The 20,469-nt window shown below is 68.7% G+C and carries 20 protein-coding genes; 7 read left to right on the top strand and 13 right to left on the bottom strand.

Features of this window, described 5'->3' with window-relative positions:
- Positions 1-25 precede the first annotated feature (25 nt).
- Positions 26-850 (top strand): M55 family metallopeptidase, encoded by an 825-nt coding sequence (locus AB0L70_RS09435; RefSeq protein WP_363681880.1) that lies wholly within the window; start codon positions 26-28, stop codon positions 848-850.
- Between the two features lie 8 nt (positions 851-858).
- On the opposite strand, the gene AB0L70_RS09440 is transcribed toward AB0L70_RS09435, so the two are convergent.
- The gene (locus AB0L70_RS09440; protein WP_363681882.1) at positions 859-1,344 is read right to left on the bottom strand and encodes a pyridoxamine 5'-phosphate oxidase family protein; all 486 of its coding nucleotides are present in this window, start codon (positions 1,342-1,344) and stop codon (positions 859-861) included.
- A gap of 91 nt (positions 1,345-1,435) precedes the next feature.
- Here AB0L70_RS09440 and AB0L70_RS09445 point away from each other — a divergent pair, with 91 nt between their 5' ends.
- Positions 1,436-3,307, top strand: a complete 1,872-nt coding sequence (locus tag AB0L70_RS09445; protein WP_363681884.1) for a hypothetical protein — start codon at positions 1,436-1,438, stop codon at positions 3,305-3,307.
- Here the strand turns inward: AB0L70_RS09445 and AB0L70_RS09450 are convergent.
- From AB0L70_RS09450 to AB0L70_RS09460, 3 genes are all read right to left on the bottom strand, one after another.
- Positions 3,292-4,002, bottom strand: coding sequence for an isocitrate lyase/phosphoenolpyruvate mutase family protein (locus tag AB0L70_RS09450; RefSeq protein WP_363681886.1), 711 nt, complete (start codon positions 4,000-4,002; stop codon positions 3,292-3,294). The genes AB0L70_RS09445 and AB0L70_RS09450 overlap by 16 nt on opposite strands.
- Positions 4,003-4,006: 4 nt before the next feature.
- The gene (locus tag AB0L70_RS09455) at positions 4,007-4,474 is read right to left on the bottom strand and encodes a carboxymuconolactone decarboxylase family protein (protein WP_363681888.1); all 468 of its coding nucleotides are present in this window, start codon (positions 4,472-4,474) and stop codon (positions 4,007-4,009) included.
- Positions 4,475-4,567: 93 nt separating this feature from the next.
- Positions 4,568-4,741, bottom strand: a complete 174-nt coding sequence (locus tag AB0L70_RS09460) for a hypothetical protein (protein ID WP_363681890.1) — start codon at positions 4,739-4,741, stop codon at positions 4,568-4,570.
- Positions 4,742-4,924: 183 nt separating this feature from the next.
- Here AB0L70_RS09460 and AB0L70_RS09465 point away from each other — a divergent pair, with 183 nt between their 5' ends.
- Complete coding sequence (locus tag AB0L70_RS09465; protein ID WP_363681892.1) at positions 4,925-5,404, top strand: hypothetical protein; 480 nt, start codon at positions 4,925-4,927, stop codon at positions 5,402-5,404.
- Between the two features lie 6 nt (positions 5,405-5,410).
- On the opposite strand, the gene AB0L70_RS09470 is transcribed toward AB0L70_RS09465, so the two are convergent.
- Complete coding sequence (locus AB0L70_RS09470; protein WP_363681894.1) at positions 5,411-5,890, bottom strand: MarR family transcriptional regulator; 480 nt, start codon at positions 5,888-5,890, stop codon at positions 5,411-5,413.
- A 209-nt stretch (positions 5,891-6,099) separates the two neighbouring features.
- Here AB0L70_RS09470 and AB0L70_RS09475 point away from each other — a divergent pair, with 209 nt between their 5' ends.
- Genes AB0L70_RS09475 through AB0L70_RS09485 form a run of 3 tightly spaced genes read left to right on the top strand, consistent with a single transcriptional unit; the run spans position 6,100 to position 9,986 of the window.
- The gene (locus AB0L70_RS09475; protein ID WP_363681896.1) at positions 6,100-7,167 is read left to right on the top strand and encodes an alkene reductase; all 1,068 of its coding nucleotides are present in this window, start codon (positions 6,100-6,102) and stop codon (positions 7,165-7,167) included.
- Positions 7,168-7,197: 30 nt separating this feature from the next.
- Positions 7,198-8,592: an MFS transporter gene (locus tag AB0L70_RS09480; RefSeq protein ID WP_363681898.1), complete on the top strand. Its 1,395-nt coding sequence runs from the start codon at positions 7,198-7,200 to the stop codon at positions 8,590-8,592.
- Positions 8,593-8,618: 26 nt separating this feature from the next.
- Positions 8,619-9,986 carry a PLP-dependent aminotransferase family protein gene (locus tag AB0L70_RS09485; RefSeq protein ID WP_363681900.1) on the top strand — a complete coding sequence of 456 codons (1,368 nt, stop codon included), beginning with the start codon at positions 8,619-8,621 and terminating at the stop codon, positions 9,984-9,986.
- 8 nt (positions 9,987-9,994) lie between these two features.
- Here AB0L70_RS09485 and AB0L70_RS09490 read toward each other — a convergent pair whose 3' ends face one another.
- The 7 genes from AB0L70_RS09490 to AB0L70_RS09520 all read right to left on the bottom strand — a co-directional run bounded on the left by AB0L70_RS09490 (position 9,995) and on the right by AB0L70_RS09520 (position 17,128).
- Positions 9,995-10,927, bottom strand: a complete 933-nt coding sequence (locus tag AB0L70_RS09490; RefSeq protein WP_363681902.1) for an FAD-dependent oxidoreductase — start codon at positions 10,925-10,927, stop codon at positions 9,995-9,997.
- Positions 10,928-10,968: 41 nt separating this feature from the next.
- Complete coding sequence (locus tag AB0L70_RS09495) at positions 10,969-12,057, bottom strand: esterase-like activity of phytase family protein (protein WP_363681904.1); 1,089 nt, start codon at positions 12,055-12,057, stop codon at positions 10,969-10,971.
- Between the two features lie 66 nt (positions 12,058-12,123).
- On the bottom strand, positions 12,124-13,443 hold the full coding sequence (locus AB0L70_RS09500) for an enolase C-terminal domain-like protein (protein ID WP_363681906.1): 1,320 nt from the start codon (positions 13,441-13,443) through the stop codon (positions 12,124-12,126).
- Positions 13,440-14,354, bottom strand: coding sequence for a 5-dehydro-4-deoxyglucarate dehydratase (gene kdgD / locus AB0L70_RS09505; RefSeq protein WP_363681908.1), 915 nt, complete (start codon positions 14,352-14,354; stop codon positions 13,440-13,442). Before kdgD ends, AB0L70_RS09500 begins: the two co-directional genes overlap by 4 nt.
- 40 nt (positions 14,355-14,394) lie before the next feature.
- Positions 14,395-15,285 (bottom strand): LysR family transcriptional regulator, encoded by an 891-nt coding sequence (locus AB0L70_RS09510; protein ID WP_363681910.1) that lies wholly within the window; start codon positions 15,283-15,285, stop codon positions 14,395-14,397.
- Positions 15,286-15,332: 47 nt separating this feature from the next.
- Complete coding sequence (locus AB0L70_RS09515; RefSeq protein ID WP_363681912.1) at positions 15,333-16,028, bottom strand: FadR/GntR family transcriptional regulator; 696 nt, start codon at positions 16,026-16,028, stop codon at positions 15,333-15,335.
- Positions 16,007-17,128 carry a mandelate racemase/muconate lactonizing enzyme family protein gene (locus AB0L70_RS09520; protein ID WP_363681914.1) on the bottom strand — a complete coding sequence of 374 codons (1,122 nt, stop codon included), beginning with the start codon at positions 17,126-17,128 and terminating at the stop codon, positions 16,007-16,009. The genes AB0L70_RS09515 and AB0L70_RS09520 overlap by 22 nt, the downstream gene beginning before the upstream one ends.
- 105 nt (positions 17,129-17,233) lie before the next feature.
- On the opposite strand from AB0L70_RS09520, the gene glsA reads away from it, so the two are divergent.
- Positions 17,234-18,640, top strand: coding sequence for a glutaminase A (glsA, locus tag AB0L70_RS09525; protein ID WP_363681916.1), 1,407 nt, complete (start codon positions 17,234-17,236; stop codon positions 18,638-18,640).
- On the opposite strand, the gene glmS is transcribed toward glsA, so the two are convergent.
- The gene (glmS, locus tag AB0L70_RS09530; protein WP_363681918.1) at positions 18,627-20,447 is read right to left on the bottom strand and encodes a glutamine--fructose-6-phosphate transaminase (isomerizing); all 1,821 of its coding nucleotides are present in this window, start codon (positions 20,445-20,447) and stop codon (positions 18,627-18,629) included. The two genes, glsA and glmS, sit on opposite strands and share 14 nt — an antisense overlap.
- Positions 20,448-20,469: the final 22 nt, after the last annotated feature.

Consider the following 20,469-nt stretch of genomic DNA (forward strand, 5'->3'; position numbering starts at 1 on the left):
CCCGCCGCGACCCGAGGAGTCAGCCGTGAAGGTGTTCTTGTCCACTGACATGGAGGGTACGGCGGGAGTCGTCGACTGGGGCCAGGTCCGCGGACCGGCCCAAGAGTACGAGTACTACCGCGGGCAGCTGCAGGCCGAGGTCAACGCGGCGATCGACGGTGCGGTCGCCGCGGGTGCTACCGAGTTCCTGGTCAACGACTCGCACTCGACGATGCAGAACCTCCGCCCCGACGAGCTCCACGGCCGGGCGAGCTACCTGTCCGGCCGGCACAAGCCGATGTACATGATGGAAGGCCTCGACGACTCGTACGACGCGGCCTTCTTCATCTCGTACCACGGTTCGGCGGGCTCGACCGGGTCGGTGCTTCACCACACGTACAACCCGCGCGCCATCGCCGAGGTACGGCTCAACGGCGCGATCGCGGGCGAGGCCGGGGTGAACGCACTGGTGGCGCTGGCCTATGGGGTTCCCGTCGTACTCATCTCGGGTGATCGGGTCACGATCGACGAGGCCCAGCCGTTCTGCCCCGATATCGAGTCGGTCGTCGTCAAGGAATCGGTCTCGCACAACGCCGCGCTGTCCGTCCACCCCGAGACGGCCCGCAAGCTGATCCGCCAGGGCGCACAACGCGCGGTCGCCCGGCTGACAGACTTCCAACGTCCCTCGATCACGCTGCCTGCCGAGCTGACCGTCCGCTTCCACAACCGCGCCTTCGCAGACCTCTCCTGCGCCCTCCGAGGCGTCGAACGCCAGGACGAGAAGGTTGTTGCCATCCGCAACGAAGACCCGCTGCAACTCTTCCGTACCTTCATCGCCGCCGTCTTCCTCAGCCGAGGCGTCAGCGAGTAGGACAGCGGTCAGGCCGACTTCTCCTTGATCAGGTCTTCGACGGCCTTCGGGATGGTGGTTTCGAAGTCGAGGAGCTTGGCCCAGGTGAGGGTGATCCTGATGACGGCCATCTCGTCGTACAGGGCCTTCACGCCGGCTGCCCAGTCCGGGTACTGCTCGTCGGTCGTCACCTTGTGACCGGCCTCCAGGTAGCCCTCCGGGACGCCCGGTACGACCTCGACCTCGGCGGCCCCGCGCAGTAGCAGGACCTTGGGCGGGAAGGCGCCGGTGTCGATCGTGATGGCGACCTTGGGGTTCTTCCGCAGCGCCGCGACCTTGGCGGCCTTGGGCACCGTGGCCATCACGACCTGTTCGCCCTCGAGCCAGAAGCCGATCGGGATGACGCGGGGGTCGCCGTCGAGGCCGTCGTACGCGAACCGGGCCGGCTCGGAGCCGTTGAGCAGGGCCTGGGCGTACGGCTTGGCGAGGATCTCCGCGATCTGTTCCTTCGTCATGATGATTCCCTTCAGTGACATTCTGTGGAGGTGTTCTCATCAGGGGGACGAAGCCGCTACACGTTCCTCGACATCGATAGGTTGAGGAATCGTGGAGATTTTTCGAGCCGGTGCAGGCACGGTCCAGGTCGGTGACGACGGCGCGGTCGAACAGGTCGTCCACCCGGACGGCCGGCGGGTGCTGCTGGATACCGACGGCCCGGTGCACGACAGTCTGCACGCCTGGGGCAAGGGTTTCGTCATCACCGACCGCGGCTCCCACCGCTTCGACGCGCCGGCGATGACCCGCTGGCGAAGCACCGGGATCGACCTGCTGTACCAGTTCGGCGACCTGGAGCTACGCGTCGGCCGCCGGTTCGGCGACCAGTGGACCGAGACGTACGAGCTCCGCAACACCGCTTCGGACCCCGTCGACATCGGGTCCCTGGCGATCAGTACGCCGTACCGCGACGTCTACACCTCGAGCCGCGAGAGCCTGACCGGCGCCGTCCACGCGCACGTCTGGACGGGTGGCGCCGACGCCTGGGTCTGGGCGGTCCCGATGGACGGCAGCGGCCCGGGTCTCGGGCTGCAGTTGAAGGAGGGCGAGCTCTGGGCGTACTCGATCGAGTCCCGCGAACCAGGCACCAGCAGCAACGTCCGCGGCCACATCTACCTCCATCCCACCGACCACACCCGCGCCCCGCACGCGATGGGCGGCCAACCGAGGATCACACTGGAGCCTGGCGCCTCCTACCGCTGGACCTGGCAGCTCGCCTGGTACGACGACCTCCGCGCCTTCCACGCTGACCGTGACCCAGTGATCGACGCGGACCGCCTGGCCTTGGCCGCCGAGGTAGGCGAGACGATCGAGCTCAACACAGGCCCCTTCACCAGCAACGAGCCAGGCCTGAAGTACGTCGACGCAACCAACGGCAACCGAAGCGCGCGAATCGCCGTACTGTTCCACGAACCGCTCCAACTGATCGCCGAACGCCGAGTCAGGTTCATCCTCGACAATCAGCGGCGACCGGAGCTCGCGGACAGCCGCCAGTACGCGTTCGTGCCGTACGACACCGACACTGGACTCACCGTCCTCTCGGGCGCCTGGCGAGACTGGTCCGACGCACGCGAACGGATCGGCATGGCGCTCCTCCTCCAGAAGGTCCGCGCACGCGGCTGGGGCGACCGCGCCGAGCTGGACGAGGCCCTCGCCGGGTACGAGCAGTTCGTCCGCGACCATCTCCTCGACGCGGACGGCACGATCCAGGACGACAGCATCCACCAGGGCCACGTCCGGCTCTACAACTTCCCGTGGTTCGCGCGCTTCCTGCTCGGCCAGGGCGACCGCGCCGGCGCGACCCGCATCCTCGACCGGTACTACGAACTCGGGGGAGACCACTTCCTCGCCTTCGATCTCGGCCCGCTCCTCAGCGAACTCGGCCTCCGCGACCACCTCATCCGGCACGCCAAGACCTTCATCGCGTACGGCGATGAGCTGCCGCCGCACGAGGTCAACTACGAGCAGTCGATGGTCGCGCCCCTGCTCGAACTCCTCGTGGCGGCCTATCGAGCAGCGCCGGACGAGATCGACGGCGCCGAGCTGACCCGCCGGCTGCCCTGGCTGACCGCGTTCGCCGCCGACCAACCCGACGTACGCCTGCGGCACGTGCCGATCCGGCACTGGGACGGGTATTGGTTCGGCAAGCTGAGGCTGTGGGGCGACGTCTTCCCGCACTACTGGTCGGTCCTGAGTGCAGTCGTGTACGCCGCTTGGCCGCGCGAACTCGTGGATGCGGACCAAGCCGCCTGGCTGGACACGGCCGCCGAGGCCATCCTTCGCTCGAATCTGGTGAGTTTCGCAAAGGATGGCTCGGCGACCTGTGCGTTCGTCTACCCCAGCTGTGTGAACGGGCAGCCGGCCCACGTGGCCGATCCGCTCGCCAACGACCAGGACTGGGCGCTCGTCTACGCGTTGAGCTGAGGGAGCAGCTCGGCCAGGTGGTCCATCACGTACTTGTGCAGGCTGGTGCCGTACGAGATCCGGGTGGCTCCCACTCCGACCAGGTCGGCGACGGTCGGGCCGCCCGGCGCCGCGTGGGCGTTGATCGGTCCGCCGACGCCTTCCACCACCTCGGCCAGTTGCTCGGTCGGCGCGAGGATCGGGTAGACGCAGTCCGCACCCGCCCGGCGGTATGCGCGCCCTCGGCTGATCGCGTCCGCCGGCGTACCGCCGTACAGGAACACGTCGACGCGGGCGTTGATCACCAGGTCGGCTCCGGCCGCGGCCCTGACCTCGGCCAGGTAATCGGCCTGTTGCGCCGGGTCGGTGAGTTGGCTGCCGACGGAGTCTTCCAGGTTGCAGCCGACCGCGCCGGTCTCGAGGAGGCGGTCGACGAACTCCTTAGCCGGCAGGCCGTACCCGGCCTCCATGTCCGCGGTGACCGGTACGTCGACCGCCCGCGCGATCCGCTCGACCGCGGCGAACATCTCCGCGACCGGTGTCAGTTGTCCGTCGTCGTACCCGAGGACACGGGCGACTGCCCCGCTGCTGGTAGCAACAGCGGGGGAGCCGGCTTCGGCGATGATGCGGGCGCTCACCGGGTCCCAGGCGTTCGGGAGGACCAGGGGAGTGCCGCCGTGGTGGAGGGCCCGGAAGCTCTCAGCAGTTGAGGTCATGGGTTCAGCTCGGCTTGTAGTGGCCGGGCTCCATCCGGCCGGTGACGCCGACCCGGGTCCACATGTTGATCGTGATGATCAGGGCGATCAGCCGGGCTAGGTCCTTCTCGTCGAAGGCGTTCGCGGCGATCTCGTACACGTCGTCCGGTACGTGGTCGACGCTGATCAGCGTGATCGACTCGGTCAGCTCGAGCGCGGCCTGCTCCTGCTCGGTGTAGAAGTTCCGCGCCTCGCGCCAGACCGGCAGCAGGGTGATGCGCTGCTGCTGGTCGTCGCCGTACTGCCGCAGGTCGAGGGAGTGCATATCGGTGCAGTACGCGCAGCCGTTGATCTGGGAGGCGCGGATCCGGATCAGGTGCGCCAACTTCGGGTCCAGCCCGTCGTCGGAGACCCGATCCAGGTCGATCATCGCCTTGTAGAAGTCAGGTGCCAGAGTGGCGAGCTTGACCCGCCGCTTCGTCGGTGTGCTCATACCCTCACGCTAGAACTCGACCGGCCCAGAACCGTGGTCCACTTCCGGCCGAGATCCAAGGGCCAATCCGGCCCTGTCAGCGTCTTGCGGGTGTCAGCTCTTGCCGCGCCCGAAGAGCTTGCGCAGCGTGCTCATCGGTGTCCGCGGTGCTCGCTTGGTGAGCGGCTTCATGAGCTCGTCGACAGGCGACGACGCCACTGGCGGCTGCGGGTCGGACGTCGGCGTGACCGGGGCAGGGGTTTCGGGCGTGCTGTTCGGTGCGGACATGGTCGTTCCCTAACGGGAGGGCCGGTGCGGTCGGCACCTCACGTGGCATGTCGTCGATTCCGGAGCTGCCTTCACAGTACGCCTGTCCAGACCGGAAAGCGCCTTCACCGGAAGATCGCCGGGCCCGTGACCGAACTTCTGGCCCCGCGACTGCATCTAGCAGGTGTCTGAGGGGGCATTTCGATGAAGACGACCGTCACCACCACCAGCCGGGCCGAATGGAGTTCCTTGCCTGAGGCAAGCGAGTACGCCGGGCCGGGGGTGCTGACGAACGTCCGGACCGGTCGGCACGCCAGCTTCGACCGGATCATGTTCGAGGTCGACGGCGTACCGTCCTGGTACCTCGTCCACTACGTGCGGAACGTCAGTACGGCGGGAAACGGCGAGCTCGTGCCGTTACGCGGCGGCGCCAAGCTCGAGATCGTCTTGTCGGTTCCGTCGTACGACGACGCCGGCCGGAGCAGGTACCGCCCGGCGAACCGTGGTGAGCTGGCAACCGTGCGCCGCTACCTGACCTTCCGCCAGGTCGCAGCCGCGGGCGGTTCCGAGGGACAGACCACCTTCGGCCTCGGCCTCCGCGCCCACCTTCCGTTCCGGGTCTTCACCCGCACCGGCCGCCACTCGACCAGCCAAGTGGTCATCGACGTCGCCCACACCTGGTAGCGAAGGTCATCCGCCGGAGCCGGCTGCCGGCGGGATGGTTGCGCTGCTCAGGTTGTCCTCGATACGGCGGAGGACCTCGAGCGCGTCGGTCTGCTGAGCTGCGGTGAGGTCACCGGTGGCGCTCTCCTCGAGGAGGGCCCAGATGCGTTCGACCTCGCGACGGACGGACTGACTGGCGGGCGTGGCCTCGACGACCGTGGCGCGCTTGTCGGTCGCGCTGGGCCGGATCCGCACGAACCCGCCACTCTCCAGCCGGCGGACGGTACGGGTCATCGTCGCGGAGTCGGAGTCGAGCACGCGGACCAGCTCGGTCTGGCTCTGCGGCCCCCGGTCCCACAGTTGCATCATCACCAACTCCTGGCCGAGATGCAGGCCGAGCGGCCGCAGCAGTTGCGCCGCGATCATCCGGTGCAGGCGGGCGACCCGGACGATCGCGTTCGTGAGTGGCTCGGGCGGCATCGAGGCCGCCTTCTCGGAGGGAGTCATCGTCCTTCTTGTCGAGAGAATAGCTGTCCGAACAGTCGCACCCTAGCATGCTCTGTTCCAGCAGCCGCAGTGAGCAAAATCCCTGACCTGTAAGCCGATTGTGATCCACATCATAGTCATACCTGGAATCCGTCATGATGATTACCTGTTCGAACAGGTAATCGCCTGCCGCACCAAGCGGCAGGCTCATCGAGGACGGGATTCCGACCATGCCAACCGCATTCGACTCGTACCCGCTGGGTGCGAAGCGCCTCGCCAACCGCATCGTGATGTCGCCGATGACTCGCAGCCGGGCCTATGGCTCCGGAGCGAGTCCGACGGTGATGACCGCCGAGTACTACGCCCAGCGAGCGGGCGCCGGCCTGATCGTCACCGAGGGAACCCAGCCGTCCGTCGTGGGTCAGGGGTATCCGGACACGCCGGGGCTGCACTCGGCCGAGCAGGTCGCGGCCTGGCGACCGGTGACCGACGCCGTACACCGTGCGGGTGGCGTGATCTACGCGCAGCTCCTGCACACCGGCCGGATCGGCCACCCGAGCCTGTTGCCGTCGGGGCTGCATCCAGTTGCGCCGTCCGCGGTGCCGGCCGACGGACAGGTGTTCACGCATGACGGTCCGAAGGACTTCGTCACGCCGAGGGAGCTCACCGAGTCCGAGATCGCCCGGACCGTCGACGACTTCGCCGCCGCCGCGCGCAACGCGATCGCCGCCGGGTTCGACGGGGTCGAGGTGCACGGTGCGAACGGGTACCTGATCCACCAGTTCCTCGCGCCGAACAGCAATCGGCGTACCGACTCCTGGGGTGGATCGGCCGAGGCGCGGATCCGGTTCGGCGTCGACGTGGTGACGGCGGTGGCCGATGCGATCGGTGCCGGCAACGTCGGGCTCCGGATCTCGCCCGGCAAGGCGGTCAACAGCGTCGTCGAGGACGATCCCCAGGAGACCTATCTCGCGCTGCTCGCCCGACTGGCTCCGCTCGGGCTCAGCTACCTGCACCTGATGGAGGGGCCGGACCGCGACCTGACACATCGGCTCCGCAAGGAGTGGCCGGGGACGTTCATCCTCAATCCCCACACCGAGCCGGAGTCCACCGGCCCGGCCGCGCTGGCACTGGTCGAAGACGGTACGGCGGACCTGATCGCGTTCGGAGCGCTGTTCCTGGCCAACCCCGATCTGCCCGCGCGTCTGGCCGCGGGCGGCCCGTACAACGCGCCCGACCCGACGACGTTCTTCGGCGGCGACCACCGCGGCTACACCGACTACCCGACGCTCCACTGACCAACGCCCGTACTGAGAAAGGTCATGTCCATGCACCCCGTCGTAGCCACCAAGCCGGCGACCCGGATGATCCTCGCGCTGGTGTGTGTCAGCCAGTTCATGGTGATCCTGGACGCGTCGATCGTGAATGTCGCGCTGCCGTCGATCCAGCGAGAACTCGGATTCAGCGCCACCAGCCTCGCCTGGGTGGTGAACGGCTACCTGCTCACCTTCGCCGGCCTGATGTTGCTGGGTGGTCGCGCGGCCGACCTCTTCGGTCACCGCCGGATGCTGGTCTCCGGGCTGTTCGTGTTCTCGGTCGCGAGTCTGGTCGCCGGCCTCGCGACCGAGCCGGCGGTCCTGGTCGCGGCCCGGGTCGCCCAAGGCGTGGGCGCCGCCATGCTGGCCCCCGCGACCCTTGCTGTGATCAACACGAGCTTCGTCCAGTCGCGCGAACGGGCCAGGGCCTTCGGTGCCTGGTCCGCCTCCGGCGGCCTGGGTGGGATGGCCGGAGCGGTCGTGGGAGGTGCCCTCACCACCGGCCTGTCCTGGCGCTGGGTCTTCCTCCTCAACGTGCCGATCGGTGCGGGTTTGGTCGTACTGGCGTTGCTGTCACTGGCTCGCCCGCGACCTGGCCGGCGGGCGTCGCTCGACCTCACCGGAGCGGTCACCGCGACGGCGGGGCTGGGCGCGGTCATCTATGGAGTCATGCGCAGCGCCGACCACGGCTGGACCAAGCTGCCGGTCGCCGGACCGGTCGTGGTGGGGCTCCTCCTGCTCCTGGCCTTCGTTGTGGTGGAGGCGCGCTTCGCCACCGAGCCGATGATGCCGTTGCGGCTGTTCGGGATCCGCCGGGTTGCCGTCGGCACGGCCATGCTGCTGCTCTTCGGTGGGATCGCCATCGCGATGTGGTACTTCACCTCGCTGTTCCTGCAGAACGTGCTCAACTACAGCGCGCTGCGGGCTGGCCTCGGCCAGACACCCGCGGCGGTGATGTTCGTAGTGGTCGCGCGAATCGCGGCAGCGTTGTTGTCGCGCACTGGCGTCCGCCCGCTGATGGTCGTGGGCTGCGGCGGATTCGTCGCCGGCTTCGGCTGGCTCTCCCAGGCTGCCGCCGGCAGCGGCTACGTCACCAGCGTGCTCGGGCCGACCTTGCTGATCGCAGCCGGAATCGGACTGACCTTCCCTACGCTGATGGCCACCGTGACCTCGGACGTCCCCGAGGGCGACGCGGGCATCATCGGCGGTTTGTCGACCACGGCCAGTCAGGTGGGTGGCTCCGTGGGGCTCGCCGCACTGACGACCGTTGCCGGCGGCAGGATCGGGACCCGCTCCTCGGCGGAGGCGCTCGCGGCCGGGTACGACCTCGTCTTCGTGGTGGCAGCCGCCCTCGGTCTGGCGTTGGCCGTCGTCAGCACACTGCTGCCGAAGCCGGATCGCGGCTGACGGAGCGCGTTGTAGGGTCCCGTTTCATGGAGGATTCAGGGGCGGACCTGCATCTGGACCTCGCCGCGGCGCGGGGGCGGAACGACTTGGTGCAGGCGTTGCACGAGTCGATTCGGACCGGGCGGCTGCCGGCGGGGACCCGGTTGCCGTCGTCGCGGTCGTTGGCGAAGGATCTCGGGATCGCCCGGAACACGGTCGCGGACGCGTACGGGCAGCTCGTCGCCGAAGGGTGGCTGACGGCGCGTCAGGGATCCGGGACCGTCGTCGCGAGCCGGGCGAACACCCCGCCGACCGTGGTCGCGCCCTTGCCGGAGGCAAGGAACTTCCGGTACGACCTGACGCCAGGCGCCCCGGATGTGGCGACGTTCCCGCGGAGTGAGTGGCTGGCCGCGGCGCGGAAGGCGCTGACCGCGGCGCCGAACGAGGCGTTCGGGCTGGGCGATCCACGGGGTCGGATCGAGTTACGCCGTACGCTCGCCGACTATCTCGCCCGGGCCCGTGGGGTGCGGGCGGACCCGGAGCGGATCCTGATCTGCTCCGGGTATGTGCAGGCGGTGAGCCTGCTCAGCGAGGTGGTCAAGGCGCTGGGTGGTACGACGATGGCCGTCGAGGAGTTCGGGTATTCGCTGCACCGGGACGTGATCCGGGCGCGTGGTCTTGAGGTTGCCGCCGTACCCGTTGACGAGTTGGGCGCGCAGGCCGCGCAGCTGACCGGGGAGGGGGTGCTGCTCACCCCGGCGCACCAGATGCCCACGGGCGTGCCGCTGGCGCCAGACCGTCGTACGGCGGCAGTCGAATGGGCTCGGGAGACCGGGGCGGTGCTGATCGAGGACGACTACGACGGTGAGTTCCGGTACGACCGGCAGGCGGTCGGCGCGCTGCAGGCGCTGGATCCGGAGCGGATCGTGTACACGGGGACCGCGAGCAAGAGCCTCGCGCCGGGTCTCCGGCTGGCCTGGATGGTGTTGCCGCAGCGGCTGATCGAGCCGACGATCGCGGCCAAGCGGACCGCGGACTTCCAGACCGCGACGCTCGACCAGCTCACCCTCGCGGAGTTCATTGCCTCCGGCCACTATGACCGGCATGTCCGCCGCTCCCGCCTGCACTACCGCCGGCGCCGCGACCGCCTGGTCGAACTCCTCGCCGTCCGCGCCCCCGACGTCAAGGTCGCCGGCATCTCCGCCGGCCTGCACGTCCTCCTCGACGTACCCGGCGACGCCGAAGACATCGTCACCCGAGCCGCCCGCCAAGGCCTCGGCCTCACTACCCTCTCCAACTACCACTTCAACCCCACCCCAGCCACCCGGCAAGCAGTAATCGTCGGCTACGGCACCCCACCCGACCACGCCTACCCAGGCTCCCTGGACCTCCTCTGCCAGGTCCTAGGCGTGTAGCACGCGGGTCAGGAAAGTGATTGGCCCGCGAGTTCGAAGACCTCGTCGGCGCAGCCCCAGGACAGTGTCACGCCGGAGCCGCCGTGGCCGTAGCAGTGGATAACCGGCTCGCCGGTCCGGGTGCGGACGAGTTCGCAGCGGATCGTGGGCCGAGCCGGGCGGAGGCCGACACGTTGCCGGATGATCTTCGCCTTGCGGAGTTGGGGCACGAGCTCGGCGGCGCGCGCCAGGATCTGCTCGCTGGTCTCCGGATCAACCGCCATCGTCCAGTCACCCGGCTGGCTCGTTCCGCCGACAACGACGTCGTTATCGCGCGGGACCACATAGGTGAGCTCCTCCGGCGACCGGTCCGCGATCAGCCACTCGGTCAGCCCGCACTGCTCCACCGTCATCACCTGCCCGCGAACCGGCGTCACGGTCGGATCGCCGGCCGTCAGCCGAGCACCGAGACCCGAGCAGTTCACCACCAGGTCCGCGCTCGTCGGTAGCGCGGACAGCGCCGACCGCGTCAACGTCCCGCCGGCCTGCTCCAGCCGCTTCACCAGCGCCGGCAGATACACCGGCATCTCGATCACCGGCGCCGTGAACGACCACCCGTCCACGAACCCGGCCGGCGGCGACGGCACCCGGGCCAGATCGGGGAGTACGTCGGCCCATCGCGGATCCGGCGTACGCTCCACCAGGAACTCGCGCCCGTGCCGCATCCGCACCGACGGCTCGAGCTCCGCCAGCTTCGCGAACTCTTCGTACGTCGACCTGGACCAAGCGGCCACCCGGTCCTCAGGCGCCGACAGGTACGGGTACCAGACCGCGGCCGCCACCGAAGACGTCGTCTCCAGCGGCAGATCGCGAGCGAACACCGCCACCTCGTACCCGCCCTCGGCGAGCCGGACCGCACAGCTCAGCCCGATCACGCCGGCACCCACCACGATCACGCGCATTCACAGATTGTTGCCTGCCTACCGCCATTGCGCCACTGGCATCAGTGCAGATCGACGGCCAGCGAGTAGAGCCGGGTGATCTGGGTCGCGCCGTTGTTGTCGTCCGACATCAGGTACAGCTGCCGCCGTCCACCCGGCAGATACCCGCCGAGCGCGAGCCCTTCGACGTTGTCCAGCAGCGGGTTCGGCTGCGGCTGCTTGGCGACCGCACCCGACGGCGGGCAGTTCACCAGGTCGAACAGCTGCTTCTTCTGCAGGAACACCCCGGCCGGGGCGTTCGCGAGCGAAGCCCGCCCTGTCACATCGGCCGCGCGTCGCAGCGAGACGGTGAAGATTCGGATCGTGTTCCCGACACCCGGCGTGAACGTGCGCTCCATCGACACCAGTTCGGTTGGGCTGACCCACGCGAGCTCAACCAGCGCGAGCCCCGGGTCCGGCTTGTACGCGTACTGCGCCACCGGCCGGTAGCCGTGCCCCGGCAGACCGAGGTACCGGATGATGCGGTTCCGGGTCCGGCCGTCGGCGTCCGTACCGTCGGACGCCAGCGGACCCTCCATCCCGGCGAACAGCGACAGCCCGTCACCGCTCACCGCGAGCGACTCGAAGGTCGCGTTGCTGGTCGCCTCACCGGCCGGCGCGACCTGGAACCGCGACGGCACCGGCAGCGACGCGATCTCCTTGCCGTCCGACAGCCGGAAGCGACGGATCGACGGCTCCCGCTCGGACGTCGCGAGGATGGTCCGGCCACCGCGCTCGACGACCAGTCCCTCGCCGTCGAAGTCGGCACCGTTGTACGGCGTCCCGTCCGGGCGCCGCAGGATCGTCATCCCGTCGACGCCGGCCGACGTCGGCTTGCTGTTGATCCGCAGGTTGAACACCCGCGCCGGCGTGGTCGCCACGTTGTCCACCAACGCCACCGCACTGTGCCGGCCGGTGACATTCAGAGCCGACAGCCCGGCCACCGGCTGTCCGTCGAAGGTCGTCTTGTCCAGCGCGTCACTGAAGCCGAGGAACGTCGCATCCTTCGAGCAGGCACCCCCGCCACCATGTGATGGCATCGCCGACGCGGTCAGCGTGCCGGTGAGGGCGGTCAGGACAACTGCAGCGGCGAGCGGCTTCTGCCAACGCATTTCAGGCTCCTCGATCGAGACGACAACACCCGATCGAAACCTATCCCGGACAACGCCAGGTGAACGTCACCGCACCAGACAGGGCCGCTTCGGATCGAACGTCCACCCCTCGATCAGGTACTGCATCGCGACCGCATCATCCCGCCCGCCGAGCCCCTGCCGCAGATACAACTCGTGCGCGGCCGCCAATGCGTCGCGATCGAGTTCGACCCCCAACCCAGGACGCGTCGGTACGGCGATCTCGCCGCCCACGATCTGCAGTGGGTCCTTGGTCAGGGCCTGGCCGTCCTGCCAGATCCAATGTGTGTCGAGCGCCGTGATCTCACCCGGCGCGGCCGCACCGACCTGCGTGAACATCGCCAGCGAGATGTCGAAATGGTTGTTCGAATGCGAACCCCAGGTCAGCCCGAAGTCGTTGCACAACTGCGCGACCCGCACCGATCCCGCCATCGTCCAGAAGTGCGGATCCGCCAGCGGGATGTCCACCGCGTCCATCCGGATCGCATGCGCGAGTTCACGCCAGTCGGTCGCGATCATGTTGGTCGCCGTCCGCAGCCCGGTCGCCCGTTTGAACTCCGCCATCGTCTCCCGCCCGGAGAACCCAGGCTCGGCACCACAGGGGTCCTCGACATACGCGAGTACGTCGTCCAGCCCGGAGCACACCGCGATTGCCTCGCGCACCGACCAGGCGCCGTTCGGATCGACCGTGATCCGGGCGGACGGGAATCGCGCCGACAACGCTCGTACGGCGTCGATCTCCACGGACGCCTCGAAGACGCCGCCCTTCAGCTTGAAGTCCGCGAACCCGTACCGCTCCTGCGCCGCCTCGGCCGACGCCACCACCGCGTCCGCCGTCATCACGGGCTGCCGCCGCAGCTTCGACCAGCGATCGTCGCCATCGTCGGTCAGATAAGGCAGATCCGTTCGCGCCACATCGCCGACGTAGAAGAGGTAACCGAGGACGGGGACGGTCGATCGTTGCTGACCATCGCCCAGCAGCTCAGCCACTGGTACGCCGAGATGCTGACCCAGCAGATCGAGCAACGCCGACTCAAGCCCGGTCACCGCATGCACGGTGGTGCGCAGATCGAAAGTCTGCAGCCCACGGCCACCGGAGTCCCGGTTCGCGAAGGCCTCAGCAACAGCGCGCAGGAGCCCGCGATGGAAGGCGATCTCTTTGTGCATGAGCAGTTCCGCAGCCTCGCGGATGGTGGACGCGATCTTCTCGCCACCTGGGACCTCGCCGAGCCCGGTGTTGCCCGAGCTGTCGGTCACGATCACGACGTTGCGGGTGAAGAACGGCCCGTGCGCGCCACTCAGATTCAGCAGCATGCTGTCGTACCCGGCGACGGGCACGATCTCGACGGACGTGATGGTCGGCGTCACTTGACCGTCCCGATCAGCTCTGTCAGCGCCGCCAGTTCGTCGGACGTCAGATCCTGCAGCGGCGGCCGGACCGGACCCGCCGAGCGACCGATCGCCGTCACGCCGGCCTTGACGATCGAGACGGCGTACCCCTTCTGCCGGTCGCGGATATCCAGATAGGGCAGGACGAAGTCGTTCAGTTTCTGGTAAACCGCCGAGCGGTTCTGCGCGAGTACGTCGGCGTAGAAGCCGAGCGCGAACTCGGGGACGAAGTTGAAGATCGCCGACGAGTACGTGTTCACGCCGAGCTGTAGCAGCGGCAGTGCGAACGTCTCGGCCGTCGGCAGCCCGCCGATGTACGTGAGCCGGTCGCCGACCCGCGCGTACGTCCGCGTCATCATCTCGATGTTGCCGACGCCGTCCTTCAGACAGACCAGGTTCGCGTTGCGGTCGGCGAGCGTGGCGATGCTGACATCGGTCAGGATCGCGTTCGCGCGGCTGTAGACCGTGACTCCAAGACTCGTGGACCGGCAGACCGCCGACACGTGCTCGATCAACCCACCCTGACCCGCTTCGGTCAGGTACGGCGGCATCAGCAGGACCCCGTCCGCACCAGCGGCCTCCGCGGCCTGGGCCTGCGAGACTGCGAGCGCGGTGCCGCCGGTGGCGGGCGCGATCACCGGCACCCGGCCGCCGATCTCGGACACCGCCGTACGCACGACGGTGTCGACCTCGGCGGGCGTCAGGCTGAACCCCTCACCGGTCCCGCCCGCGGCGAACAGGCCGGCCACGTCGTACTGACTCAGCCAGGACAGGTGCTCGCGGTAGCCGGCCTCGTGGAAGCTCAGGTCCGGGTTGAAGTGCGTGACCGGGAACGACAGCAGTCCGGTCTTGAGCTGGGCGGCCAGTTCGCCGGGGGAGTAGTGGGTCACGTCAGCCAGCCTAGGAAGGCCCGCCGATACCTGTCCAAGATCATTTTTGGATCTGGTGATGCTCTGGGAGCATCGCGAGCACGCGCTGCAGGACCGGGCTGGTGGCGTCACGGTTCCAGATCGCGTGCAGTTCGACCGGCTCGCCCGGTACGCCGACCTCGCGGTACGCGACGCCCTCGACGCCGAGACTGCGGGCCGAGGACGGTACGAGCGCGACCCCGCGACCGGCCGCGACCAGCAGGACGACGGTGAGGATCTGCTGGACCCGCTGCTCGATGCGCGGATGGGCATCGGCGAGGAACCGCACGGTGAGCTCGTGGAAGTACCGCGCCTGCGTCGGGGAGTAGCTGATCACCGGCTCGTCCGCGAAGTCGGCCGGAGTCAACGGCCGATCGACCGCCGCGAGCCGATGGTTGCTCGGGACAACGGCACACAACGGCTCCCGGAAAACGACCCGCGAGTCGAACAGCCGGGAGTCGAACGGCGGCCGGCCGAGGGCAAGATCGAGCTCGCCCCGGAGCAGCCCGTCGAGTTGGGCAGGCGTGACCCGCTCGTGCAGGATCACGTCGACGCCCGGCAGTTCCTCGGAGATCCGTCGCAGCAACGGGCCGAGCGTCCGGATCGCCGACGTGGCGGTGAACCCGAGCCGCAGCGTCCCCGCCGCGCCCTGATCGACCCGGCGCGCCAGATCACCCGCGGTCTCGACCAGCGCCAGCACCCGACGAGCCTCGGTCAGGAACGCCTTCCCGGCCTCGGTGAGTGCCACCCGCCGGTTGTCCCGCTCGAGCAGCCGGACGCCGACCGTACGTTCCAGCTTCTGCACCTGCCGGCTCAACGGCGGCTGGGTCATGTTCAGCCGGTCGGCCGCGCGGCCGAAGTGCAGTTCCTCGGCAACGGCGACGAAGGCGCTCAGCTGGTCGAGCGAGAACATGATGCCCGAAAGGTATCACTCCAGCCCTCGCGAGCCGTGGATGAGTATCAAGCCCGCAGCCGGGCGCGAGTGTTCGTCAAGTGCACCCGCGCCGCGGCCCGGGACGCCTCAGGATCGGACCGCTCGATAGCGGCGTAGATGTTCTCGTGCTCATGGACCACCCGGGTGAGGTGGGCAGCGTCGGAGACCTCGTACGCCGCGTTCAGCCGGGTCCGGGGCAGCATGATCATCATCGGCCCGAACGACTCGATCAGCTCGCGGTAGAACCGGTTGCCCGAGGCAACCGCCACCTTGAGGTGGAACGAGAAGTCAGCCTCCACCGACCGCCCCGGATCGTCCCCGACCCGGCGGAACTCGTCCAGTGCCCGCTCGATCCCCTTCAACTGATGCGCCGACCGCCGCCCCGCCGCCAGCGCGGCCGCCTCACTCTCCACGCCGATCCGGAAGTCCATCAACTCCAGTACGTCGTGATGCGACCGCACCGCACGCAGTCCCGACGCCCGGTCCGGAATCTCCAGTACGAACGATCCCCGGCCCTGGAACGTCTCCACCAGCCCCGCCGCCTGCAACCGGGAAACGGCCTCGCGCACCACCGTCCGGCTGACCCCGAACTCCTCGACCAGACTGTTCTCGGCCGGCAGTTTGTCCCCGGGCGCGACCTCCCCACTGAGGATCCGCCGCTTCAGCTCCTCGACCAGGTCGTACGCCAGCCCTCGCCCACTCACGGCGTACCGAACTCGCACGAGTCGACCGTCCAGGCGGCGCACTGGTCGGACGTGGTGAAGCCGAGACCCGGGCGGTCGGGCACCAGCATCCGGCCGTCCACTGTCTCCAAACGCTCGTTGAACAAGGGATTCAGCCACTCGAAGTGCTCGACCCACGGCTCGCGCGGGTAGGCCGCCGCGAGGTGCAGGTGGATCTCCATCGCGAAATGCGGAGCGAGTTGCAGGCCGGCGTGATCGGCCAAGGTGGCGAGCCGCAAGAAGGGCGTGATCCCGCCGATCCGCGGTGCGTCGGGTTGGATGATGTCCGCGGCACGGGCCTCGATCAGCCGGACGTGTTCGCCGACGCTCGACAGCATCTCGCCGGTCGCGATCGGCGTATCCAGGGCCGCAGCCAGCTCCGCGTGTCCCTCAGCGTCGTACGCATCGAGCGGCTCCTCGATCCACACCAGGTCGAACTGCTCCAGCACCCGTCCGAACCGCAGCGCGGTCGGCCGGTCCCACTGCTGGTTCGCATCCACCATCAGCGGTACTCCGTCACCGAGGTGCTCACGGACTGCGCGGACCCGTTCGAGGTCGACCCGGGTATCCGGCTGGCCGACCTTGATCTTGATCCCGCCGATCCCGTCCGCCAGCGACTTCGACGCGCGCTCCTTCACCTCCTCGATCGGTGCGTGCAGGAACCCGCCGGAGGTGTTGTACGCCCGAACCGAGTCGCGATACGACCCGAGCAACTTTGCCAGCGGCAACGACGCCCGCTTCGCCTTCAGATCCCACAGCGCGATGTCGATCGCCGCGATCGCCTGCGTCGCGACCCCGGACCGCCCGACCGAGGCGCCCGCCCACAACAGCTTGTCGTAGACCTTCCCGATGTCCGACGGATCCTCGCCGACCAGCCCGGCCGCGACCTCCTTGGCATGTGCGTACTGCGCCGGCCCACCCGCCCGCTTCGAGTAGCTGAACCCGATCCCGCGCTGATCGTCCGTCGTCGCGATCTCCGCGAACAGGAACACGATCTCGGTCATCGGCCGCTGCCGCCCGGTCAGCACCTTCGCATCGCTGATCGGCTGATCCAGCGGAAGGATGACGGACGACAGCTTCACGTGGCGGATGCGATCCATCGACTGATCGTACAAGTAGCAAACTTGTCCTACAACATCGATCGTTTGACGTCGCTGTAACACCAGAAGACAGCCGGGGAAACACGAGCCATACAGGCTCGTCACATGGCCGAATTCGACGTGGAGAGTGTGTTCCGCTCGTTCGACACCGATCGGACGAACGTGGTCTGGAAGTGGAAGCTTCTGGCCGAGCTCGAGCGATCGGGGCTGCGCGCCGACGATCCGCGCATCGACCACGCACTGACCTGGGTGATGAAGAACGTCGGTGCCGGAGCCGACGCGCGGATCGCGCCGTTCGACCGCGGCCAGCCGGAGTGGCTCGACCGCGAGCAGTTCCAGTACCTCGTCCGCGAGCCGGTGATCCGGAAGGCGCTGACCGACGACCTGGCGATGCCGACCGCCGAGTTCGCCGACTTCACCGCGGGGATCGAGGAGATCTACGCCGACCTGCTGGACGAGCGGTCCGGCGCGGTCGCGGACTACATCCCGACCCTGGCGAAGGCCGACCCGGAGCGGTTCGGGATCGCGATCTGTACGGCGGACGGCCAGGTGTTCCAGATCGGCGACGCCGGGACCGAGTTCAGCGTTCAGTCGACGTCGAAGCCGTTCAGCTACGCGATGGCGCTCGAGGAGCACGGCGCCGACTTCGTGCACCAGTGGGTCGGCCAGGAACAGAGCGGCGGTACGTTCAACGATCGGCTGCGCTCCCTGGACGCGAGCGTCAAGCCGCACAACCCGATGATCAACGCCGGCGCGATCGGGACGCTGGCCCTGGTCGACGCCGAGATGGGCGACTCCGAACGGCTCGCGAAGCTTCAGTACACCTGGGGCCAGATGGCCGGCGCCAAGGTGCCGGTCGACGAGCCGACGTTCCTGGCCGAGCAAGACACCGGCCACGGCAACCGTTCGCTGGCCAGCGCGATGGCCAACGCCGGCAACCTGTACAAGTCCTCGCAAGGGATAGCCGGCCCGATCCGGGCGACCGACTTCTATTTCAAGGTCTGCTCGCTGGAGGTCGACGCGCGGCGGCTCGCGGCTGCCGGCGCGACGCTCGCCAGCGGCGGAGTCACGCCGTACTCGGGTGAGCGGTTGTTCTCGCCGGAGAACTGCCGCCGGGTGCTCAAGGTGATGGAGCACAGCGGGATGTACGACGATTCCGGCAAGTTCTCCGGCAAGGTCGGACTGCCGACCAAGAGCGGCGTCTCGGGCAACGTGATGATGGTCATTCCGGACAAGCGGCTCGCGGTCGTCGTGTTCTCACCGCGGCTGGACCCGACCGGCAACTCGGTCCGCGGGGTTCAGGTCTGCGAGCGTCTGGTCGAGAAGTTCGACCTGCACCCGCTGCAGGACCTGGGTACGGACAAGGCCCGCGCGGCCGCCGCCGCGGCCCGCCAGGCGCTCGACGGTGTCGCCACCGCCGGCGCCCGGACGGACCTCCCGACCACTATGGATGCGGACTACTACGGCTCCTACCAAGGCGCCGCGAAGGCGCCGGGGCTCACTCGACAGTGACGGACTTGGCCAGGTTGCGGGGCTTGTCGACGTCGTGGCCGAGGGCAACGGCCGCGTAGTACGCGAGGATCTGCAGCGGGATCGTCAGCAGGATCGGGTCCAGCTCCGGCTCGTTCTTCGGTACGACGATCTTCGCGGCGACGCCGTCCGGTACCTCGACGCCCGGGTGGGTGACGACGTACAGCGGGCCGGACCGGGCGGCGATCTCGTGCAGCGCGCCGATGTTGCGGTCGAGCAGCTCGTCCTGCGGCACGATCGCGACACTCGGGACGTCCGGCGAGATCAGCGCGAGCGGGCCGTGCTTCAGCTCGGAGGTCTGGTACGCCTCGGCGTGCCGGTACGAGATCTCCTTCAGCTTCTGCGCACCCTCACGGGCGACGGGGTAGCCGCGGGTCCGGCCGACGAAGAACAGGCTCTCGTGCTGGGCCAGCCGGCCGGCGATCTTGGCCAGCTCCTCCTCCTGGGCGACGATCGCCTGGATGTGCTCGGGGAGCTTCTTCAGGCCCTCGATCAGCCGGCGGCCGTCGGCGGGGGAGACGTCGCGGATCCGGCCCAGGTGGATGCCGAGCATCGCGAACCCGACCGCCATGTTGGTCAGCGCCTTGGTCGAGGCCACCGAGACCTCCGGGCCGGCGTGCAGGTACACACCGCCGTCGACCTCACGGGCGATGCTCGAACCGACCGCGTTCACCAGGCCGATCACGCGGCCGCCCTTGCGCTTCAGCTCCTGGACGGCGACCAGGGTGTCCAGCGTCTCGCCCGACTGGCTGACGGCGACGTACAGCGTGTCCCGCTCGACCACGGGGTTGCGGTAGCGGAACTCCGAGGCCGGCTCGGCGTCGGCGGGGATCCGGGCAACCTCTTCGATGAACTGGGCGCCCATCTGGCCGGCGTAGTAGGCCGAACCGCAGCCGAGGATCTTGACCCGCTTGATCTCGCGGGCCTCGCGGGCGTCCATGTTCAGGCCACCCAGGTGGACGGTGTGGAAACGCTCGTCCAGACGGCCGCGGATGACCCGGCCGACTGCGTCCGGCTGCTCGTGGATCTCCTTCATCATGAAGTGTTCGTGCAGGCCGCGCTCGTACTCGTCGGCCTCCCACTCGACCGTCTTCGCGGTCTTGGTGGTGGGGGCGGCGTCCTGGGTGAAGGTGCGGTAGCCGTCGGCGCGGACGGTGGCGAGCTCGCCGTCGTCCAAGTACACGACCTGGCGGGTGTAGCGGATCAGCGCGGCCGCGTCGGAGGCGATGTGCATCTCGCCGTCGCCGATGCCGAGGATCAGCGGGCTGCCGTTGCGGGCGACCACGATCCGGTCCGGGAAGTCCAGGTCGACCACGGCGATGCCGTAGGTGCCCTCGATCCGGCGCAGGGCGGCCATCACCTTCTCCTCGAGCGTGTCGCCCTCGGCCTGCTCGATCAGGTGCGCGAGCACCTCGGTGTCGGTCTCCGAGCGCAGCTTGACGCCGGCGTCCTCGAGCTGGGCCCGGATCGCCGCGGCGTTGTCGAAGATGCCGTTGTGGACGACCGCGATCCGCTCGTTGCCGCTGGCGTGCGGGTGCGCGTTGTCCTTGCTCGGACCGCCGTGGGTGGCCCAGCGGGTGTGCCCGATGCCGAGCTTGCCGCCGAACCGCTTGGGCAGCGACGCCTCCAGCTCACGGACGCGGCCGGCGTCCTTGTGCACCTTCAGCTCGCTGGACCCCAGCACGGCGACACCCGCCGAGTCGTAGCCGCGGTACTCCAAGCGGGCCAGTCCGTCCACCAGGATGGGCGCGGCCGGCTTGGTGCCGACGTACCCGACGATTCCGCACATGTGTTCATGCCTTTCGGAGGTT

This window comes from Kribbella sp. NPDC051952 (assembly GCF_040680855.1).
Lineage (GTDB): Bacteria > Actinomycetota > Actinomycetes > Propionibacteriales > Kribbellaceae > Kribbella.

What these genes read in the sequence shown, in the direction of transcription:
- AB0L70_RS09465 (WP_363681892.1), top strand. Translation starts at nt 4,925, where the DNA reads ATGAAGACGACCGTCACCACCACCAGCCGGGCCGAATGGAGTTCCTTG.
- AB0L70_RS09450 (WP_363681886.1), bottom strand. Translation starts at nt 4,002, where the DNA reads ATGACCTCAACTGCTGAGAGCTTCCGGGCCCTCCACCACGGCGGCACT.
- glmS (WP_363681918.1), bottom strand. Translation starts at nt 20,447, where the DNA reads ATGTGCGGAATCGTCGGGTACGTCGGCACCAAGCCGGCCGCGCCCATC.
- AB0L70_RS09510 (WP_363681910.1), bottom strand. Translation starts at nt 15,285, where the DNA reads ATGTTCTCGCTCGACCAGCTGAGCGCCTTCGTCGCCGTTGCCGAGGAA.
- AB0L70_RS09460 (WP_363681890.1), bottom strand. Translation starts at nt 4,741, where the DNA reads ATGTCCGCACCGAACAGCACGCCCGAAACCCCTGCCCCGGTCACGCCG.
- AB0L70_RS09490 (WP_363681902.1), bottom strand. Translation starts at nt 10,927, where the DNA reads ATGCGCGTGATCGTGGTGGGTGCCGGCGTGATCGGGCTGAGCTGTGCG.
- glsA (WP_363681916.1), top strand. Translation starts at nt 17,234, where the DNA reads ATGGCCGAATTCGACGTGGAGAGTGTGTTCCGCTCGTTCGACACCGAT.
- AB0L70_RS09495 (WP_363681904.1), bottom strand. Translation starts at nt 12,057, where the DNA reads ATGCGTTGGCAGAAGCCGCTCGCCGCTGCAGTTGTCCTGACCGCCCTC.
- AB0L70_RS09455 (WP_363681888.1), bottom strand. Translation starts at nt 4,474, where the DNA reads ATGAGCACACCGACGAAGCGGCGGGTCAAGCTCGCCACTCTGGCACCT.
- AB0L70_RS09470 (WP_363681894.1), bottom strand. Translation starts at nt 5,890, where the DNA reads ATGACTCCCTCCGAGAAGGCGGCCTCGATGCCGCCCGAGCCACTCACG.
- AB0L70_RS09485 (WP_363681900.1), top strand. Translation starts at nt 8,619, where the DNA reads ATGGAGGATTCAGGGGCGGACCTGCATCTGGACCTCGCCGCGGCGCGG.
- AB0L70_RS09475 (WP_363681896.1), top strand. Translation starts at nt 6,100, where the DNA reads ATGCCAACCGCATTCGACTCGTACCCGCTGGGTGCGAAGCGCCTCGCC.
- AB0L70_RS09440 (WP_363681882.1), bottom strand. Translation starts at nt 1,344, where the DNA reads ATGACGAAGGAACAGATCGCGGAGATCCTCGCCAAGCCGTACGCCCAG.
- AB0L70_RS09480 (WP_363681898.1), top strand. Translation starts at nt 7,198, where the DNA reads ATGCACCCCGTCGTAGCCACCAAGCCGGCGACCCGGATGATCCTCGCG.
- AB0L70_RS09520 (WP_363681914.1), bottom strand. Translation starts at nt 17,128, where the DNA reads ATGGATCGCATCCGCCACGTGAAGCTGTCGTCCGTCATCCTTCCGCTG.